This is a genomic window from Castellaniella sp. GW247-6E4 (assembly GCF_040276065.1).
In the GTDB taxonomy this organism is placed as follows: Bacteria; Pseudomonadota; Gammaproteobacteria; order Burkholderiales; family Burkholderiaceae_B; genus Castellaniella.
The window spans coordinates 19,082-36,358 of sequence record NZ_JBELOI010000003.1; the positions used below are offsets into that span (position 1 = coordinate 19,082).

Genomic DNA, 17,277 nt, shown 5'->3' on the forward strand with positions numbered 1-17,277 from the left:
ACCGGGGATGATCGGTCATTATAATTTTGGCTCGACTCCCCCACGGCCACGACCTCACGCCCCCTCATGACGACGCCAGACACCGACACCTATTCCGCCCAGGACGCTCCCGAATTCGCCCCCGCGCAATTCGTGCGCTGGTTCCGCGAAGTCGCGCCCTATGTACACGACTTCAGGGGCAAGACCTTTGTGGTCGCCTTCGGCGGCGAGCTGATCAACGACGGCGCCCTCGAGCCCCTGGTGGCCGACCTGTCGCTGCTGTCGGCCCTGGGCATCCGCCTGGTGCTGGTCCATGGATCGCGCCCGCAGGTCAACGAGCAGCTCCGGCTCAAAGGCTTCCCCATCCAGTTCAGCCGCGGCGTCGAGCCCACTGGCGCCGAGGCCCTCGAGTGCGCCAAGGAGGCGGCCGGCGAGATCCGCCTGGACATCGAGGCCGCCTTCAGCCAGGGTTTGCCCAACACGCCAATGTCGCATGCCAAGATCCGCGTGATTTCCGGCAATTTCGTCACTGCACGCCCCGTCGGCATCATCGATGGCGTCGATTACAAGCGCACCGGCACGGTACGCAAGCTGGACGTGGACGCCATGCGCAGCATCATCGGCCAGGGCGCCATCGTGCTGCTCTCGCCCCTGGGCTTCTCGCCCACCGGCGAAGCCTTCAACCTGGCCATGGAGGATCTCGCCACCAGCGCAGCGGTCGCCCTGCGTGCCGAAAAGCTCATCTTCCTCACCCAGAACCGCACCATCACCGAGCAGGATGGCTCGGTGGATACGGAATTGGCCCGCAAGGACGCCGACGAGCTCCTGGCCCAGGACACGCTCGACGAGGACACCAGCGCGTTCCTGCGCCATGCCTCTCTGGCGATCAAACGCGGCGTGGCGCGCGCGCACTTGGTGCCCTACACGCTCGATGGCAGCATCCTGCTCGAGATTTTCACCCACGACGGCGTGGGCACCATGGTCGTCGAGGACACCCTCGAGGACCTGCGCCCGGCGGTCGCCGACGACGTGGGCGCCATCGTCCAGCTCATTGAGCCGCTCGAGGCCGACGGCACGCTGGTGCCGCGCGGGCGCGCCGCCATCGAACGCGAGGTCGAGCGCTTCACGGTGCTCGAGCACGATGGGGTGATCTATGGCTGCGTGGCGCTGATTCCCTACCTGGACGAGGGCATGGTCGAGATGGCCTGCCTGATCGTCCAGCAGGAATGGCAGGGCGCGGGCGACGGCGAGATGCTGCTGCGCCACGCCGAATCCAGCGCCCGCGCCATGGGTGCGCGCCGCCTGTTCGTGCTGACCACGCGCACCTCGCACTGGTTCATCAAACGCGGCTTCGCCCAGGGCGGGATTTCCGACCTGCCCAAAGGCAAACAAGCACACTACAATCGTTCGCGCAACAGCCTGGTCTTCATCAAACGGCTCTAAGAGCGATCGACACCGCATGACCGACGCCCGCATCCCGATCCACATCGTCAACCTGCCGTCACGCACCGACCGCCGTGCACGACTCGCCGCACAAATGGCGCTGATGGGCGATTATCCCTATAGCTTCTTTTCCGCGGTGCATGGCGCCCGGCAGCCGGATCACCCGCTGTTCCGGCACTACGACCCCGCTGCGCGCGAGCGCGTCAAAGGCCATGGCAGCCCGCTCAAGCCCTCCCAGCTCGGCTGCTTCGCCAGCCACTACCTGCTGTGGCAGGAATGCGTCGAATCCGGCGCCCCGCTGATCGTCATCGAGGACGACGCCATCCTCGGGCCCAATTTCGCCAAATTCCTCGAACATGCGCCCGCCATCGCGCGGCGCTGGCCGCTGGTGTGGCTGCATGGCAACGACAAGCCCGGGCGCGACCCCAGCATCGCGGTCGACCGCGAGGGGGCCTTCGTGCTGCACAAAAAACTCAAGGGCCACTTCCGCACCGTCGCCTACCTGATCACACCCGCGGGGGCTCAGGCCCTGCTGCGCCACTGCGAGACCTGGATCTATCCCGTGGACGACACCATGATCCGTTTCTATGAGCACGGCGTCGAATCAATCGCGCTGCGGCCCGCCTGCGTGACGCACGACGACGCCTCCGAATCCGACATCCGCGGCCCGGCCTCGCGCGCGCGCCGCGGCCTTGGCGACACGCTGCGGCGCGAGGCCTTCAGGCTGCGCGACAATCTGCGCAAGACGCTCCACAACACCGTGTTCCGCCTGCATCACAGGCGCCTGCGGACATGAGGATCCTCGTCACCGGCGGCGCCGGGTTCATCGGCTCCGCCCTGGTCCGCCACCTGATCCTGAACACCAGCCACTCGGTCATCAACGTCGACAAGCTGACCTACGCCGGCAATCTCGAATCCCTGCGTCCGATCGGGAACGATCCGCGCCACGTGTTCGAACACCTCGACATCTGCGATGCCGAGGGGATGGACCGAATCTTTGCACAGCACCGGCCGGACACCGTGATGCACTTGGCGGCGGAATCCCATGTGGACCGGTCGATCGATGGCCCAGCGGCCTTCATCCAGACCAATATGGTCGGCACCTATACGCTGCTTGAGGCCGCCCGCCGCCACTGGGGCACGCTGGACGCACCCGCGCGCGCGGCCTTCCGTTTTCACCATGTCTCGACCGACGAGGTCTACGGCGACCTCGGTGCGGACGGCGGGCTGTTCACCGAATCGACCCCCTATGCCCCCAGTTCGCCCTATTCCGCCAGCAAGGCGGGATCCGACCACTTGGTGCGCGCCTGGCACCGGACCTACGGCCTGCCGGTGCTGGTGAGCAACTGCTCCAACAACTACGGACCCTACCACTTCCCGGAAAAGCTCATCCCCCTGATGATTCTCAACGCTCTCGAGGGCAAGCCGCTGCCGGTGTACGGCGAAGGCCTGCAGGTGCGCGACTGGTTGTACGTCGAGGACCACGCACGGGCCTTGCTGCACGTGGTGGAGAACGGCACGCCTGGACGCACCTACAACATCGGCGGCCACAACGAACAGCGCAACATCGACGTGGTGCGGGCGATCTGCGCCTTGCTCGAGGAGCTGGCGCCCGCCGCCACACACGGCCGGCGCCCCTATGCCGAGCTCATCACCCACGTCACCGACCGGCCGGGCCACGATGTCCGCTACGCCATCGACGCCGAGCGAATCCACCGCGAATTGGGCTGGACGCCGCGCGAGACCTTTCAGACCGGGCTGCGCAAGACTGTCCGATGGTACCTGGACCACCTGGACTGGTGCCGCCACATCCAGAACGGTGGCTATCGGCGCGAGCGGCTGGGGGTGCATGAGGCGGCGGCGTCGCCACCGCAATGACCGGCACGGAACCACCGCGCGCGCCGCCGTCGGGCCCCTTGCGCATCCTGGTGACTGGCGCCGGCGGGCAACTGGGCAGATCGCTGCGCGCCCGGGTCGCCGAATCGCCACCGCCATCGGCCGCCGTGACCTTTGCCGACCGGACGGCGCTGGACGTGACACGTGCCGATCGCGTCGCCGCGTGGCTGGACCGGCACCCGGCGGACGTCGTCATCAATGCGGCCGCCTATACGGCCGTCGATCGAGCCGCCGCGGAATACGGGCGCGCCTTGGCCGCCAATGCCGAGGCGCCCGGCCTGCTGGCGCAGGCCTGCGCGCGGCGCGGCGCGCGCCTGGTGCACGTCTCGACCGACTATGTATTCGATGGGCGCGCCGGCCGCCCCTACACCGAGGACGACCCCGTCGGCCCCTTGAACGCTTACGGCCGCAGCAAGCTCGAGGGCGAGCGCCAGGTGCTCGAACTCGCGCCGACAAGCCTCGTGCTGCGCTGTGGCTGGATCTTCAGCGCCTACGGCGGCAATTTCGTCAAGACCATGCTGCGGCTGGGCCGCGAGCGCGATACGCTGCAAGTCGTCGACGACCAGATCGGCGGGCCCACCTGGGCCGGGGATCTGGCCCAGGTGCTGCTCGAGCTTGCCATGCAACGGCCGGCGCCGGCGGGCATCTATCATTTCAGCGGCGCGCCCTGGGTGAGCTGGCACGGCTTCGCCCACGAGATTCTCCGGCAGGCCATGGAGCGGGGCCTGCTCGAGCGTCCGCCCGTTCTGAGCGCCATCGCCACGCGGGACCGGCCCCCGGCCGAACCCCGGCCGGCTGACAGCCGGCTCGACGGATCGAAACTCGCCGAGCGTCTGGGCGGCCGCCCGGCCCCCGACTGGCGCATCGGCCTGGCGCGCACGCTGGACACCCTGGCACAGGCCCCCGACGGGCTACAATGACGGTTGTACAGCCACCCGGAGACCGACACCCATGGGCCGCATGATCCACTGCCGTAAATTGAAACGCGAGGCCGAGGGGCTGGACTACCCCCCCTACCCCGGGGACCTCGGCGTACGGATCTGGCGCGAAATCTCGAAGGATGCCTGGGCCAAGTGGCTGGACATCCAGACGCGCCTAGTCAATGAAAACCACTTGAGCCTGGCGGACGCCGAGGCGCGCAAATTCCTGTCCGACCACATGCAGGCGTTCCTATTCGAGGACCGCGACGTCGAGGCCAGGGGCTACGTGCCCCCCGGCCAGTGACTCATTTCTCCTTGGGCTCGGGCGCCTCGCCGCGCGCCATGCGCTCGGTATTGCTGACGCCCATGTGGCGCACATCGTCGCCACGCACCATGTAGATCACCCGCTCGGCCATGTTCTTGGCATGGTCGCCGATGCGTTCGAGCGCGCGGGCGATGAAGACCAGATCGATTGAGCGGGAGATCGTGCGCGGATCCTCGATCATATAGGTAATCATGTGGCGCAGCGCGGCCTTCCATTCGCGGTCGACCTCCTTGTCATTGCGCACGACCTGGGCAGCAGCCACGGGGTCCTCGCGGGCGAAGGCATCCAGCGCGGCGCGTATCATGCCCGCCACGGCATCGGCCATGTGGCGCAACTCGACCACCGGCTCGTAGGACGAGTCGGCCTCGTGGAGGCGGCGCGCCACCTTGGCGACCTTGACCGCCTCGTCGCCGCAACGCTCCATGTCGGTCAGCATCTTGGAGATCGACAACAGCAGGCGCAGGTCGACCGCCGTGGGCTGGTTGCGCGCGATCAGCAGGCCGATGCGCTCGTCGATGGTGACCTCGAGCTGATTGACCTGGCGCTCGTGCTCGCGGACCTTGTCGACTAGGTCGAGCTCGCCGTCGGCCAGCGCGCGCATGCCGTCGAGCACCATGGACTCGACCAGGCCGCCCATCTGCAGGAACATCGAGCGCGTGGTCTCGAGTTCCATATGAAATTGCTTGTTCGTGTGCTCCAGCATGTCCTGACCTCGATAACGGGGAATTGCCTGACCGCAAAGCGTAGCACCCCGGGGGATGCCTTGTCATCGCCGCAGCTTACCCTGTCCGCATGACAGCTTCATGACGACGGCCCACCGCCGGCGCATCCCGCCCCATGGGCGGGGTCCTCACCAAGCGCGACGCAGGGTGCGCACGCCCTCACGGCCGGCGATCAGCGCCACATCCGCGCCCGAGATCGCAAACAGCCCGCAGCACACCACCCCGGGGATGTTGTTGATCACCGCCTCGAACTGCGCGGGCTCGTCCAGTGTCAGCCCGGCGACATCCAGGATGTGCCCGCCATTGTCGGTCACGAAGCCCTCGCGCAGGACCGGCTGGCCGCCAAGCTGCCGCAAGGCGCGCGCCACCGCCTCGCGCGCGAGCGGGATGATTTCGATAGGCAGGGGAAAGCGGCCCAGGCAATCAACGAGCTTGGACTCGTCGACGATGCACACAAAGCGATCGGCCACCGAGGCGACGATTTTTTCCCGTGTGAGCGCACCGCCGCCGCCCTTGATCATATTGAGCGCGCCGTCGATCTCGTCGGCGCCGTCGACATACCAGGCCATGGCGGGTACCTCGTTCAGGTCCAACACCTCGATCCCCGCCGCCCTCAGGCGGCGGGTACTGCGCTCGGAGCTGGAGACCGCCGCGCGGAAATCCCCCCGATGCGCCGCCAACCGGTCGATGAACAGATCGACGGTCGAACCGGTGCCCACGCCCAGGACATCCTCCGGACGCAGCAAGGGCAGGACATGTTCGATGGCCGCCTGGGCGGCCTGTTGCTTGAGCTGGTCTTGGGTCGGCATGATGGTGTGGGTTTGCGGCGAGGGGCTTATTGTACCCGGGCCGGCCGCGGCTCAATCCTGGCGCGCCTGCATGCGGTTGACCGCCACCACGACGATGCCGACCACCAGCATGAACAGCGTGGCCAGGGCATTGATTTCGGGCTTGAGGCCCAGGCGCACGCGCGAGAAGACTTCGAGCGGCAAGGTGGTGTAGCCCGGCCCCGAGAGAAAGGACGCCACCACGACATCGTCCAGCGACAGGGTAAAGGCCAGCAGCCAGGAGGCCAGCAGCGCGGGCGAGATCAGCGGCACGGTGATCAGGAAAAAGACCTTGAGCGGCGACGCGCCGAGGTCCAGCGCCGCCTCCTCGAGCGAACGGTCCAGGTCGCGCACCCGCGACTGGATGATGACCGCCACATAGGCCATGCACAGCGTGACGTGCCCGACCCAGATGGTGAAGATCCCGTTGCCATCGGGCCAGCCTGTCAGCTTGGACACCTCGACGAACATCAGCAGCAGGGAAATCCCCAGGACGACCTCGGGCATCACCAGCGGCGCGCTCAGCATGCCAACATACAGGCCAAAGCCGCGAAAGCGACCCATGCGCGCGAGCACGTAGCCGGCCCAGGTGCCGATCGCCACGGCCGTGGTCGCCGTCAGAGCGGCGATCACGAGCGACAGGCGAGCCGCCTCGAGCAGCGCCTTGTCCTGAAAGAGCTCGACATACCAGCGCAGCGAGAACCCTGACCACGACGTCATCAGGCTCGAATCGTTGAAGGAAAACGCCATCAGGCAGGCAATCGGCACGTACAAGAAGGCGTAGCCGATCACGAGAACCACGAAGCGCAGGACCGGATTGCCCCTCATCGCCGCCGCTCCTTCTCGAGCTGGCGCGCCTGGTTGTACTGAAAGATCGTCAGCGGCACCAGCAGCAGCAGAACCATGACGCACGTCACCGCCGCCGCCATGGGCCAGTCGGCGTTGTTGAAGAACTCGGTCCACATGACGCGACCCATCATCAGGGTATCGGCGCCGCCCAGCATCTCGGGGATCACGTACTCACCCACCGAGGGGATGAAGACCAGCATGGCCCCCGCGATCACCCCCGGCATCGACAGCGGCAGAGTGATCTCGAGGAACGCGCGCCAGGGCCGGGCCCCCAGATCGTAGGCCGCCTCCAGCAGCCGGTGGTCAAGCTTGACGAGGTTGGCGTACAGCGGCAGGATGAAAAACGGCAGATAAGCATAGACCAGGCCGATATACACCGCCAGGTCGGTGCGATAGATCTCGAGCGGGGCGTCGATCAGGCCCAACCCCATCAGCAGGCCATTGAGCAGCCCATCGCTGCGCAGGATCCCCACCCAGGCATACACCCGCAACAGCAGCGAGGTCCAGAACGGCAGGATCACCCCCAGCAGCAGCAGGTTGCGCACCGCGGGCCGCGAGCGCGCGATCTGGTAGGCCATGGGATAGCCGATCAGCGCGCAGCAGGCCGTGGTGATCAAGGCCATCTTGACCGAGTTCAGATAGGTCGCCAGATACAGGTTGTCGGTGAACAGCAGCGCATAGCCGCGCAGGTGCACCGACAACTGCAGGGTGTGGTCCTCGAGGGTCGCCAGCGGCGTGTAAGGCGGGATGCCGAACTGCAGGTCCGCAAAGCTGATCTTGAGCACCAACAGGAACGGCAGCAGCAAGAACACCATCAGCCACAGGTAGGGTACCCCGACGGCCCATTGGCGGGCGGAGGGGCGGACAGACGCGGGCAGGCGCAGGTTCATGAAGACAGCACCGTGCCGGCATCGTGCGCCCAGGAGACGTAGACCTCCTCGTCGATGCCCGGCGCCTCGGCCTGATTCCAATCCAGGCTGGGGACGCTCGCCTCGATCACCTGTCCGGCGTCGAGACGGATCTGATAGCGCGCATAGCTGCCCATCCAGGCCACGTGCGAGACCATGCCGTGGCCCCAGTTGGAATCCGCCGCGGGCTGCTCGCGCAGCACGCGGATCTGCTCGGGACGGATCGAGACGTGGACCTCCATGCCCATGGGCTCGCTCACCCCATGACTGACGTACAGGGGCCGCGACAGGGCGTCGCTGCCGATCAGGACGTGATCGGGTTCGTCGACGACGATGGTGCCAGTGAACAGATTGGTCGAGCCGATAAAGCCCGCCACGAAACGCGTACTCGGAAAGGCATAGACCTCGTAGGGTGTGCCGCACTGCACGATCTGCCCCTCGGTCATCACGGCCAGGCGGCTCGCCATCGTCATGGCTTCCTCCTGGTCGTGGGTCACCATGATGCAGGTGACGCCGACCTGGTCGAGGATCTTGACCAGCTCGATCTGCGTGGCCTGGCGGATTTGCTTGTCCAGGGCCGACATCGGTTCGTCGAGCAGCAGGAGCTTGGGACGCTTGACCAGGCTGCGCGCCAGTGCCACCCGTTGCTGCTGACCGCCCGAGAGCTGCTGCGGCTTGCGCCGCGCATAGCCCGCCATCTGGACCAGATCCAGGGCCTCGAAAACACGCTCGTGGATCTCGTGGCGCGGCACGCCCTCCTGGCGCAGGCCGAAGGCGACGTTCGCCTCGACCGTCATGTGCGGAAACAGGGCATAGGACTGGAACATCATGTTGACCGGCCGCCGGTGCGGGGGCAACTGGGTGATGTCCTCGTCGTCGAGGACGATGCGCCCGGAGGTGGGCTCCTCGAAGCCCGCCAGCATGCGCAGCAGCGTCGACTTGCCGCAGCCGGAGCTGCCGAGCAAGGCGAAGATCTCGTGGCGACGCACCGAGAGGTTGACGGACTGTACCGCCACCGTGTCGCCAAAAATCTTGACCACATCCTCGATGCGCACGAAATCGTCGGCCTCGCCCTGACGGGGCATGCCGCGTACATCCTGCATGCCGCTAGCGCCCGGACTTCAGTTCAGCCCACATGCGCGTCTGCAGGCGCTGGATGGGCAGGGGCTGGGGCTTGATCACGAACAGCGTGGCGGCCACCTCGGCGGGCGGATAGATCATGGGATTCTCGGCGACCTCTTTGATCACATGCTTGCGCGCCTCCATGTTGGCGTTCGGATAGAACATGGTGTTGGTGATCGCGGCGTGCACCTCGGGCGTCTCGATGTAATTGATGAAGGCGTGCGCCTCGTCCACATGCTCGGCGCTCTTGGGGATGGCCATCGTGTCGAACCAGGCGGGCGCGCCGCCCTGGGGGATGAAATAATCGATCGCGTAGGTCTTGCCGGCCTCGCGGGCGCGCGCCGAGGCGATCATCACATCGCCCGAATACCCGTAGACCATGCACAGGCCGCCGGCAGCGAGCTCGTCGATATAGCCCGAGGAGCTGAACTGGCGCACATACGGACGGATGGTCTTGAGCAAGGCCAGCGCAGCCTCGTAGTCCTTGGGCTCGCTGCTGTTGGAGTTCTTGCCCATATAGTGCAGGACCGCGGGAAAAACCTGGGCGGCCTCATCCAGGATGGAAATTCCGCACCCCTGCAGCTTGGCGGCGTTCTCGGGCTTGAACAGCATGTCCCAGGAGCCCAGCGGCGCGTCGGCGCCCATCAGTTCGCGGACCTTGGTCACGTTGTAACCCAAGCCGTTGGTACCGTAGCCCCAGGGCACCAGATATTGATTACCGGGGTCGACCGAGGCCACCAGCGCCATCAGGGCCGGGTCTAGGTACTTCCAGTTGGGAATCTTGGAGCGGTCGAGCTTCTGGAACAGGCCGCCCTCGATCTGACGCGCCGCATAGTTCGTCGAAGGCACGACCACGTCGTAGCCCGACTTGCCGGTCAGCAGCTTGGCCTGCAGCGTATCGTTGCTGTCGTAGACGTCGTAGCGGATCTTGATTCCGGTCGCTTTCTCGAACCCGGAGACCGTGTCCGGCGCGGTGTATTCGGCCCAGTTATAGACATTGACGACGCGCTCCTGCGCGCCTGCGGATGCGGCCGCCATCAGCGCGCCGGACACAAGAATGGCATGGGTGATGCCCAGTTTCATGGCAAAGCCCCCTCTCGTAGTGAAAAACGGGAAAAAAAGGACCGACTCATGCCGCCGGCATGGCGTTCAGCAAGGCGGACGCCCATAGGCCGAACGCAACGCGTCCCACCACCGCGCACCGGGCGCGCCGCACACCTTAACCAAAGAGCGCCGCAGACGCAACAGGTTTTTCCGGCGCTGTCCCTGGGACACCACACCCACGACCGCCCGATCGAAATCGATCAGCCAGACCCGCCCCTGTTCGTCAAGCAAAATATTATGCGCATTCAGGTCGGCGTGCGAGACCCCCGCCTCGTGCATCGCATGGATGGCGCGGGCCACGGGCAGTGGATCCACGGCGTCAACCGGCCCGGCGGCGCGCGCCGCATCGGGGACGGCAGTCGCGCCGAGACATCCGGCCAGGGTCCGCGCCCCCGGAACCCGCGCGACCAGGATGGCGGCCCGATAGCCAAAGCCGTGACGCCAATAGGCCGCTCCGAGCGGCTCGGGCACCGCCACGCCCGCCGTCCGCAGGCGGGCCAGGACCGCATACTCGGCGAACGAGCGCGTGCGCGCCGCCCCCAGCCAGAAATATGCTTCCCGCCCCAGGCGGGCACGCAGACCGCCGCGGCGGTAATGGCGCAGCACGGCCGCGCCGAAAGGCCCCTGGACGAACCAGGCGGCCTGCCTGCCGCCCTCGCCGACAGGCAGGCCGCCGACAGCCTGCGGATCGAACCACTCGGGGCCGGCGCTCTTCGCCAGGAACCCGGGCACGCACAGCGCGCCGCCGTCGAACGCGAGGACGTGCCCCCGCTCGGGCCCGCATCCGATCAACGCCACGCGCTCCGCGCCCCGGTGTCGCGCCTCATGCCCCATCCTCATCGAACACGTGCAATGCATCCTCGATGCGTTCGATGGCGTGGATGCGCAGGCCCTCGATAGGCTGGCGCGGCAGGTTGGCCTTGGGGATCACGGCCCGCCCGAAACCGAGCTTGGCGGCCTCGCGCAGGCGCTCCTGGCCTCGGGGCGCAGGTCGCACCTCGCCCGCCAAGCCGATCTCGCCAAAGGCCAACAGGCCCGCCGGCATCGGCCGGTTGCGCATGGACGACAGGATCGCCAGGCAGACCGCGAGGTCGGCGGCGGGCTCCATGATGCGCACCCCGCCCACCGCATTGACGAAGACGTCCTGGTCGAACGTCGCCACCCCGGCATGCCGGTGCAGCACCGCCAGCAGCATAGCCAGCCGCGCGCTCTCGAGCCCCACGGACAGACGCCGCGGGTTGGGCACGTGCGCGGTGTCGACCAGCGCCTGGACCTCCACCAGCAGCGGGCGCGTGCCTTCCTGGGTGGCCATCACGCAGGATCCCGCCACGTCGCGCGCGTGCCCCGAGAGGAACAGCGCGGAGGGGTTGCTGACGCCCCTCAGGCCGCGGTCCGTCATCGCGAACACCCCGAGTTCGTTGACCGCGCCATAGCGGTTCTTGATCGCGCGCACCAGGCGGAAGGATGAATGGGTGTCGCCCTCGAAATACAGGACCGTATCGACAATATGCTCGAGTACGCGCGGGCCGGCCAGCGCGCCGTCCTTGGTCACGTGGCCGATCAGGATCAGGGTCACGCCGGTCTGCTTGGCAATCCGGGTGAGTTGGGCCGCACATTCCCGCACCTGCGAAACCGAGCCCGGTGCCGCGCTGAGTTCGCCCGAATACAGCGTCTGGATCGAATCAATCACGGCGACGTCCGGCTGGCGTTCGACCAGCGCCTGGGTGATCAACTCGAGGCGGATTTCAGCCAGCAAGTCGACACCCTCGCCCGAGACCTCCAGGCGCTGCGCCCTCAGCGCCACCTGCTCGGCGGATTCCTCGCCCGTGACATACAGGACCGGCCCCGCGCGCGCCATGCTGGCCAGCGCCTGCAGCAGCAGCGTGGATTTACCGATGCCCGGATCGCCACCGATCAGGACCACCGCCCCCTGGACCAGCCCGCCGCCCAGGACGCGGTCGAATTCGGCGATGCCCGTGGGATTGCGCGCCTGCTCGCGCGCCTCGATCTGTGCCAGGCTGCGCACCGGTGTGGCTGCCGCCAGCGGCGCGAAGCGATGCGCCGGACCGGCGGATTGACGGGATTCCTGCAGCGTGTTCCAGGCCCCGCAGTGCGGGCAGCGACCCTCCCATTTCGGGGTCTCGCCGCCGCAGTCCGCGCAGACGAACAGCGTCTTTGCCTTGGCCATGATCAGCGGCCCGCGAGGCTGCCACCCCCGTCCACCCCGAGTTCCTGGCCCGTGATGTAAGCCGCCTCGTCCGACAGTAGAAACGTGACGGCGGCCGCCACCTCGGCCGCCTGGCCCAGGCGGCCCATGGGAATGGTGGCGAGCACGTCGCGCTCGGCATCGCTGCCCACGGGGTACTCCGCGCGAAACAGGCCGGTTTCGATCGGGCCGGGCGACACCGCGTTGACGGTGATTCCGTGCGGCGCCAATTCCAGGGCCCAGGTCCGGGTACAGCCCAGCAGCGCGCTCTTGGCGGCCGAATAGCTGGTGTGTCCGGCGGACCCGTGGACCGCGCGGCCGCAGATATTCACGATCCGTCCTGACTTGCGCGCCTTCATCGAGGTCGTGAAGGCCTGCACGACCTGCACCGAAACGCGCACGTTCAAGTCGAAGGCCTGGTAGAGGGACGCCAAGCCGACCTCGCCCAACGCCTCGGGCAGGGCCGGCCCGACGCTGTTGACCAGCGCATCGACCGGGTACTTTTCCCGGATGACGCGCAGGACCTCCTCGGTCTCACCGGCATTGGAGAGATCGCACCCGTACAAATATCCGGGAAAGTCGATGTCCTGGACATTGCGGGCCAAGCCCACCACATGGCAGCCCTGATCGGCCAGCCGCTGGCTGATGGCCCAGCCGATACCCTTGGTCGCGCCCGTCACCAGCACACAATTGTTTTTCACTTACGGCCCCTCGTCGGAAGATGGCGCGGCGCCCGCGCCCTGGACGCGCCTCGGGACCCGCGGGGCCACGGCGCACAGGAGTTCGTAGCCGATGGTCCCGCAGGGGCGGGCCACCTCGTCGACGGAAGGCCCGCCCTCCCCCCAAAGCACCACCGGCGACCCGACGCGCGCCTGCGGCACGGGGTCGAGATCGGCCACCAGCATGTCCATGGATACCCGGCCCAGCACGCGCGTGCGCACGCCCTCGACGGTGATCGGGGTGCCGGTGGGGGCATGGCGCGGATAACCATCCGCATAACCGCAAGCAACCACGCCCACCCGGGTGGCACGCTCGGCGACGTAACAGTGACCGTAGCCGACGGCGCCGCCGGCGGGCACGGTGTGCGTGCTGATCAGCCGGGAGCTCAAGGTCATTGCCGGGCGCAGCCCCATGGATTCTGCCGAACGCTCGTCGAACGGCGAACCGCCGTACAGGCAAATCCCCGGGCGCACCCATTGCTCGCCCCCCGAGACCCCGGCAGCCAGGCCCTCGGTGAGGGTCGCGGCCGAGTTGCAGACGCTGACCGGCCCAGGCAAGCCCTCGGTCACCTGGGCGAAAACCCGCAACTGTCCGGCGGTCTCGACCGGGTCGTCGTCGGCCCGTGCAAAGTGGGTCATCTTGCCGACGGCGCCCAAAACGCCCTCGGCCTGCAGATCGAGGGCGCGCCGATAGGCCGCACGATACTGATCGGGCTGAAATCCCAGGCGATGCATGCCGGAGTTGAGCTTGACGAAGGCGTCCAGGGCGTGGCGCACCTGGCCCGCCTCGAGCATCTCGAGCTGCTCGGCGCAATGGATTGCGGTCGTGATCCGGTAGTGATCCAGCACCTCGATGTCAGCCGGCTCGAAGAACCCCTCGAGCAGCAGCAAGGGGCCGCTCCAGCCGTGTTCGCGGCAGCGCACCGCCTCGTCGAGATCCAGCATCGCCAGTCCATCGGCCTGGGCGAACCCTTCGACCGCCGGCTCGATCCCATGGCCGTATGCATTGGCCTTGATCACTGCCCACACCGAGGGACGCGGCACCGTGGCGCTCCGGCTCAACATGCCGGCGACGGTTTCCAGATTGTGGGACAAGGCTGGCACGTGGACGGTGGCCAGGATCGGGCGCGGCATGGAATCCCCCAAGACGAGAAGAACGGCAGCTACCTGATAGCCGCCGCTCAGTATACTGCCTGATTATGGCTGTCGATCATTATGAAAATTTCCCCGTCGCCTCGCTGCTGCTGCCCGCAAGGCTGCGTCCGGCGGTGCGCCACGTCTACGCCTTTGCCCGCGCGGCGGATGATATCGCCGACGAGGGCGAGGCGTGCGTCGAGGAGCGCGCGCGCCAGCTCGAGGCCTGGCGCGCCGCCCTGCATGCGCTGGCCGCGCGGCGCGATCCCTGTGCCGGCCTGGATCCCGCCCATGGGCCGATCTTCCACAACCTCGCCGGGACGATCGCCCGCCACAGCCTGCCCATCCAGCCGTTCCTCGACCTGCTCTCGGCATTTTCGCAGGACCTGCGCACGACGCGCTATGCCGACGAGGCCGGGCTGCTGGACTACTGCCGGCGCTCGGCCGATCCGGTGGGCCGCATCATGCTGCACCTGTTCGGGGCCGCCGACTCGCACAACCTCGGCCAGTCCGACGCCATCTGCACCGGGCTGCAGCGCGTGAATTTCTGCCAAGACGTCGCCATCGACTGGGCCAAGGGCCGGCTCTACATCCCACAAGACAGCCTGGCGCGCCACGGCGTGGACGAATCCTACATCGACGCCTGCACGCGGCAACCGCCGGACCGGCCCTCGGAGGCCTGGCAGGCCCTGATGCGCGAGCAGGCCGCCCAGGCGGGCGCCGCGCTGGTGGCGGGGGCCGCCCTGGCTTGGCGGCTGCCCGGACGCATCGGCCTGGAGCTGCGCCTGGTGGTGCACGGCGGCCTGCGCATCCTCGAGAAGCTCGAGCACCGCGGCTATGACGTCTTCGCCCAGCGCCCGACCCTCACACGCGGCGATGGCTTGCTGCTATGCTGGCGCGCGTTGTGCACCGCATGCCCCACTCCTCGCCCGTTTCCCGACCCCAGACGATGAATCCCGACGACTACTGCCAACAAAAGGCCGCGCGCAGCGGCTCGAGCTTCTACTACGCCTTTCTGTTCCTGCCGCCCGAGCGGCGCAAGGCGATCACGGCACTGTACGCGTTCTGCCGCGAGGTCGACGACATCGTCGACGAGACCTCCGAACCCTCGGTCGCCCGGATGAAGCTCGCCTGGTGGCGCACGCAGGTCGAACAGATGTTCCAGGGTTCGCCCGATCACCCGGTGGCCATCGCCCTGGCGCGTTACATCGAGCCCTTCGGCCTGCGCCCCGACCCGCTGTACGCGGTGATCGAGGGCATGGAGATGGATTTGGACCAGTTCCGCTACCCGGACTGGGCAGCCCTGCGCAAATATTGCTGGCACGTGGCCGGCGTGGTGGGCGAGCTCAGCGCGGCGATCTTCGGCCACACCGATCCGCGCACGCTCGTATATGCTGAAACGCTGGGCCTGGCCTTCCAGATGACCAACATCATCCGCGATGTGGGTGACGATGCGCGCCGCGGCCGGATTTACCTGCCGGCCGACGAAATGGAGCGCTTCGGCGTCACGGTGGACGACATCCTCGATGCCCGCCACTCCGAGCGGTTCGAAGCCCTGATGGCCTTCCAGACGCAGCGCGCCCGCGATCTGTACCGGGATGCGATGCGCGCCCTGCCCGACGCCGACCGGCGCGCCCAGCGTCCGGGGCTGATGATGGCCGCGATCTACCACGCCCTGCTTGGCGAGATCGAGCGCGACCGCTGGCACGTCCTCGACCAACGCATCGCCCTCACCCCGATCCGCAAGTTCTGGCTCGCCTGGAAAATCTGGGTCACCGGAGGACACGGACTGATCGGGCGGCTGGCCGGCCCATGAGGGTCGCCGTCATCGGCGCGGGCTGGGCCGGCCTGGCCGCCGCCCTGCGGCTGCGGCGGATGGGCTGCGAACCATGGGTCTTCGAGGCCGCGCGCCACAGCGGCGGGCGAGCCCGCGCCGTGTCCAGGCCCGGCCTGGGGACGATCGATTGCGGCCAGCACATCCTGTTGGGCGCCTATCGTGAAACGCTGGACCTGATGCGCGAACTCGGCGTGGACCCTGACACGGCGTTTCACGCCCAGACCCTGCGGCTGGCCTCGGCCGATCGACGGTTCCAACTGGGCGCCTGGCCCCTGCCCGCCCCTGCCCACGCCTTGGGCATTCTGTTGGGCGGGCGCGGCCTGAGCGCGCGCGAACGCTGGAGCCTCGCCCGCATCCTGGGCGCGCTCGGCGCCCGCGCGGCCGACCCTGTGGACACCGACACCGTATCCCGCTGGCTGGGCCGGCTGGGCTGCCCCGAACGCCTGCGCCGACTGCTGTGGGATCCCTTGTGCCTGGCCGCGATGAACACCCCCTCAGAGGTCGCCGACGCGCGCCTGTTCGTCCGGGTGCTGCGCGACAGCCTGGGCGCCGGTGCGCACGCCAGCCGCCTGCTGATCCCGCGCGGCACCCTGGACGAGCTGTGGCCCGACCAGGCTCGCGCGCGCCTGCCACGGCTCGCCGTCGGCCATCGCGTGGGCGCGCTGGAGGCCGTGCCCAGCAGCGGCTATCGGGTGGATGATGCGGTCTTCGACGCGGTGGTCCTGGCCACGCCGCCCAGCGAAGCGGCACGCTTGCTCCAGGGCCTGCCGGGCGGCGCACAGTGGCTCGCCGACTGGCCCCAGTGGCGCTTCGAGGGCATCGGCACCGTCACCCTGCGCCTCGAACACCCCTGGGGCTCAGGCGAGGCCATGCGCATGCTCGAGGAAAAATCCGACCACGGGGCATACGGACAATGGCTGTTTGACCGCAGCGCCGTCACGGACGGAGCGGCCGCCTGCCTGGTACACACCGTCATCAGCGGGGCCAGCCGCACGACCGGCCGCGACACGACCGCCATCATTGAGGGGGTGATCGGGCAGATTCGCGAGCAGGCGCCCGAGCGGCTGCCCGCTGTCCTCGCCAGCACCCTGATCACCGAAAAGCGCGCCACCTTCAGCGCGGTTCCCGGCCTGCGCCGGCCCGCGAACCGCACGCCCTGGCCGCGCCTGACGCTAGCGGGCGACTGGACCGACACAGGCTATCCCGCCGTCCTCGAAGGCGCCGTGCGCAGCGGCCACCGGGCCGCCGAAGCGCTGGCGCTCGACTGAGGACGCCCCTCGGGGGCC

The 17,277-nt window shown here is 67.9% G+C and carries 18 protein-coding genes; 8 read left to right on the forward strand and 10 right to left on the reverse strand.

Annotation, left to right across the window (positions count from 1 at the left end):
* Positions 1-66: 66 nt before the first annotated feature.
* From argA to ABS761_RS05305, 5 genes are read left to right on the forward strand one after another with little or no spacing between them, the layout of a single operon-like run.
* Positions 67-1,422 carry an amino-acid N-acetyltransferase gene (gene argA, locus ABS761_RS05285; protein ID WP_350407075.1) on the forward strand — a complete coding sequence of 452 codons (1,356 nt, stop codon included), beginning with the start codon at positions 67-69 and terminating at the stop codon, positions 1,420-1,422.
* 16 nt (positions 1,423-1,438) lie between these two features.
* On the forward strand, positions 1,439-2,218 hold the full coding sequence (locus ABS761_RS05290; RefSeq protein WP_350407076.1) for a glycosyltransferase family 25 protein: 780 nt from the start codon (positions 1,439-1,441) through the stop codon (positions 2,216-2,218).
* A complete protein-coding gene (gene rfbB / locus ABS761_RS05295) occupies positions 2,215-3,300 on the forward strand; it encodes a dTDP-glucose 4,6-dehydratase (RefSeq protein WP_350407077.1) in 1,086 nt (361 codons plus the stop codon). The genes ABS761_RS05290 and rfbB overlap by 4 nt, the downstream gene beginning before the upstream one ends.
* Positions 3,297-4,238 carry a dTDP-4-dehydrorhamnose reductase gene (gene rfbD, locus ABS761_RS05300; protein WP_350407078.1) on the forward strand — a complete coding sequence of 314 codons (942 nt, stop codon included), beginning with the start codon at positions 3,297-3,299 and terminating at the stop codon, positions 4,236-4,238. Before rfbB ends, rfbD begins: the two co-directional genes overlap by 4 nt.
* Before the next feature lie 31 nt (positions 4,239-4,269).
* Positions 4,270-4,542 (forward strand): oxidative damage protection protein, encoded by a 273-nt coding sequence (locus tag ABS761_RS05305; RefSeq protein ID WP_350407079.1) that lies wholly within the window; start codon positions 4,270-4,272, stop codon positions 4,540-4,542.
* Position 4,543: 1 nt separating this feature from the next.
* On the opposite strand, the gene phoU is transcribed toward ABS761_RS05305, so the two are convergent.
* The 10 genes from phoU to alr form a co-directional block, all read right to left on the reverse strand.
* Entirely contained in the window at positions 4,544-5,266 is a 723-nt protein-coding gene (gene phoU, locus ABS761_RS05310) for a phosphate signaling complex protein PhoU (protein WP_350407080.1), read from the reverse strand.
* A gap of 147 nt (positions 5,267-5,413) precedes the next feature.
* Positions 5,414-6,094 (reverse strand): ribose-5-phosphate isomerase RpiA, encoded by a 681-nt coding sequence (gene rpiA, locus ABS761_RS05315; RefSeq protein ID WP_350407081.1) that lies wholly within the window; start codon positions 6,092-6,094, stop codon positions 5,414-5,416.
* Between the two features lie 51 nt (positions 6,095-6,145).
* Positions 6,146-6,940 (reverse strand): ABC transporter permease subunit, encoded by a 795-nt coding sequence (locus tag ABS761_RS05320; protein WP_350407082.1) that lies wholly within the window; start codon positions 6,938-6,940, stop codon positions 6,146-6,148.
* Complete coding sequence (locus ABS761_RS05325; RefSeq protein WP_350407083.1) at positions 6,937-7,851, reverse strand: ABC transporter permease subunit; 915 nt, start codon at positions 7,849-7,851, stop codon at positions 6,937-6,939. Before ABS761_RS05325 ends, ABS761_RS05320 begins: the two co-directional genes overlap by 4 nt.
* Positions 7,848-8,972, reverse strand: coding sequence for an ABC transporter ATP-binding protein (locus tag ABS761_RS05330; protein WP_350407084.1), 1,125 nt, complete (start codon positions 8,970-8,972; stop codon positions 7,848-7,850). Before ABS761_RS05330 ends, ABS761_RS05325 begins: the two co-directional genes overlap by 4 nt.
* Positions 8,973-8,976: 4 nt before the next feature.
* On the reverse strand, positions 8,977-10,074 hold the full coding sequence (locus ABS761_RS05335) for a polyamine ABC transporter substrate-binding protein (RefSeq protein WP_350407085.1): 1,098 nt from the start codon (positions 10,072-10,074) through the stop codon (positions 8,977-8,979).
* 66 nt (positions 10,075-10,140) lie between these two features.
* Positions 10,141-10,893: a 3-deoxy-D-manno-octulosonic acid kinase gene (locus ABS761_RS05340; protein ID WP_350407086.1), complete on the reverse strand. Its 753-nt coding sequence runs from the start codon at positions 10,891-10,893 to the stop codon at positions 10,141-10,143.
* A gap of 25 nt (positions 10,894-10,918) precedes the next feature.
* On the reverse strand, positions 10,919-12,283 hold the full coding sequence (gene radA, locus ABS761_RS05345; protein WP_350407087.1) for a DNA repair protein RadA: 1,365 nt from the start codon (positions 12,281-12,283) through the stop codon (positions 10,919-10,921).
* 2 nt (positions 12,284-12,285) lie between these two features.
* Complete coding sequence (locus ABS761_RS05350; RefSeq protein ID WP_350407088.1) at positions 12,286-13,002, reverse strand: SDR family oxidoreductase; 717 nt, start codon at positions 13,000-13,002, stop codon at positions 12,286-12,288.
* Positions 13,003-14,154, reverse strand: coding sequence for an alanine racemase (gene alr / locus ABS761_RS05355; protein ID WP_350407089.1), 1,152 nt, complete (start codon positions 14,152-14,154; stop codon positions 13,003-13,005). It lies immediately after the preceding gene.
* Positions 14,155-14,219: 65 nt separating this feature from the next.
* Between alr and hpnC the strand changes: the two genes are divergently transcribed.
* The 3 genes from hpnC to hpnE are packed head-to-tail and all read left to right on the forward strand — an operon-like array spanning position 14,220 to position 17,259.
* A complete protein-coding gene (gene hpnC, locus ABS761_RS05360; protein WP_350407090.1) occupies positions 14,220-15,107 on the forward strand; it encodes a squalene synthase HpnC in 888 nt (295 codons plus the stop codon).
* The gene (hpnD, locus tag ABS761_RS05365; RefSeq protein ID WP_350407091.1) at positions 15,104-15,970 is read left to right on the forward strand and encodes a presqualene diphosphate synthase HpnD; all 867 of its coding nucleotides are present in this window, start codon (positions 15,104-15,106) and stop codon (positions 15,968-15,970) included. The genes hpnC and hpnD overlap by 4 nt, the downstream gene beginning before the upstream one ends.
* On the forward strand, positions 15,967-17,259 hold the full coding sequence (gene hpnE, locus ABS761_RS05370) for a hydroxysqualene dehydroxylase HpnE (protein ID WP_350407092.1): 1,293 nt from the start codon (positions 15,967-15,969) through the stop codon (positions 17,257-17,259). Before hpnD ends, hpnE begins: the two co-directional genes overlap by 4 nt.
* Positions 17,260-17,277: the final 18 nt, after the last annotated feature.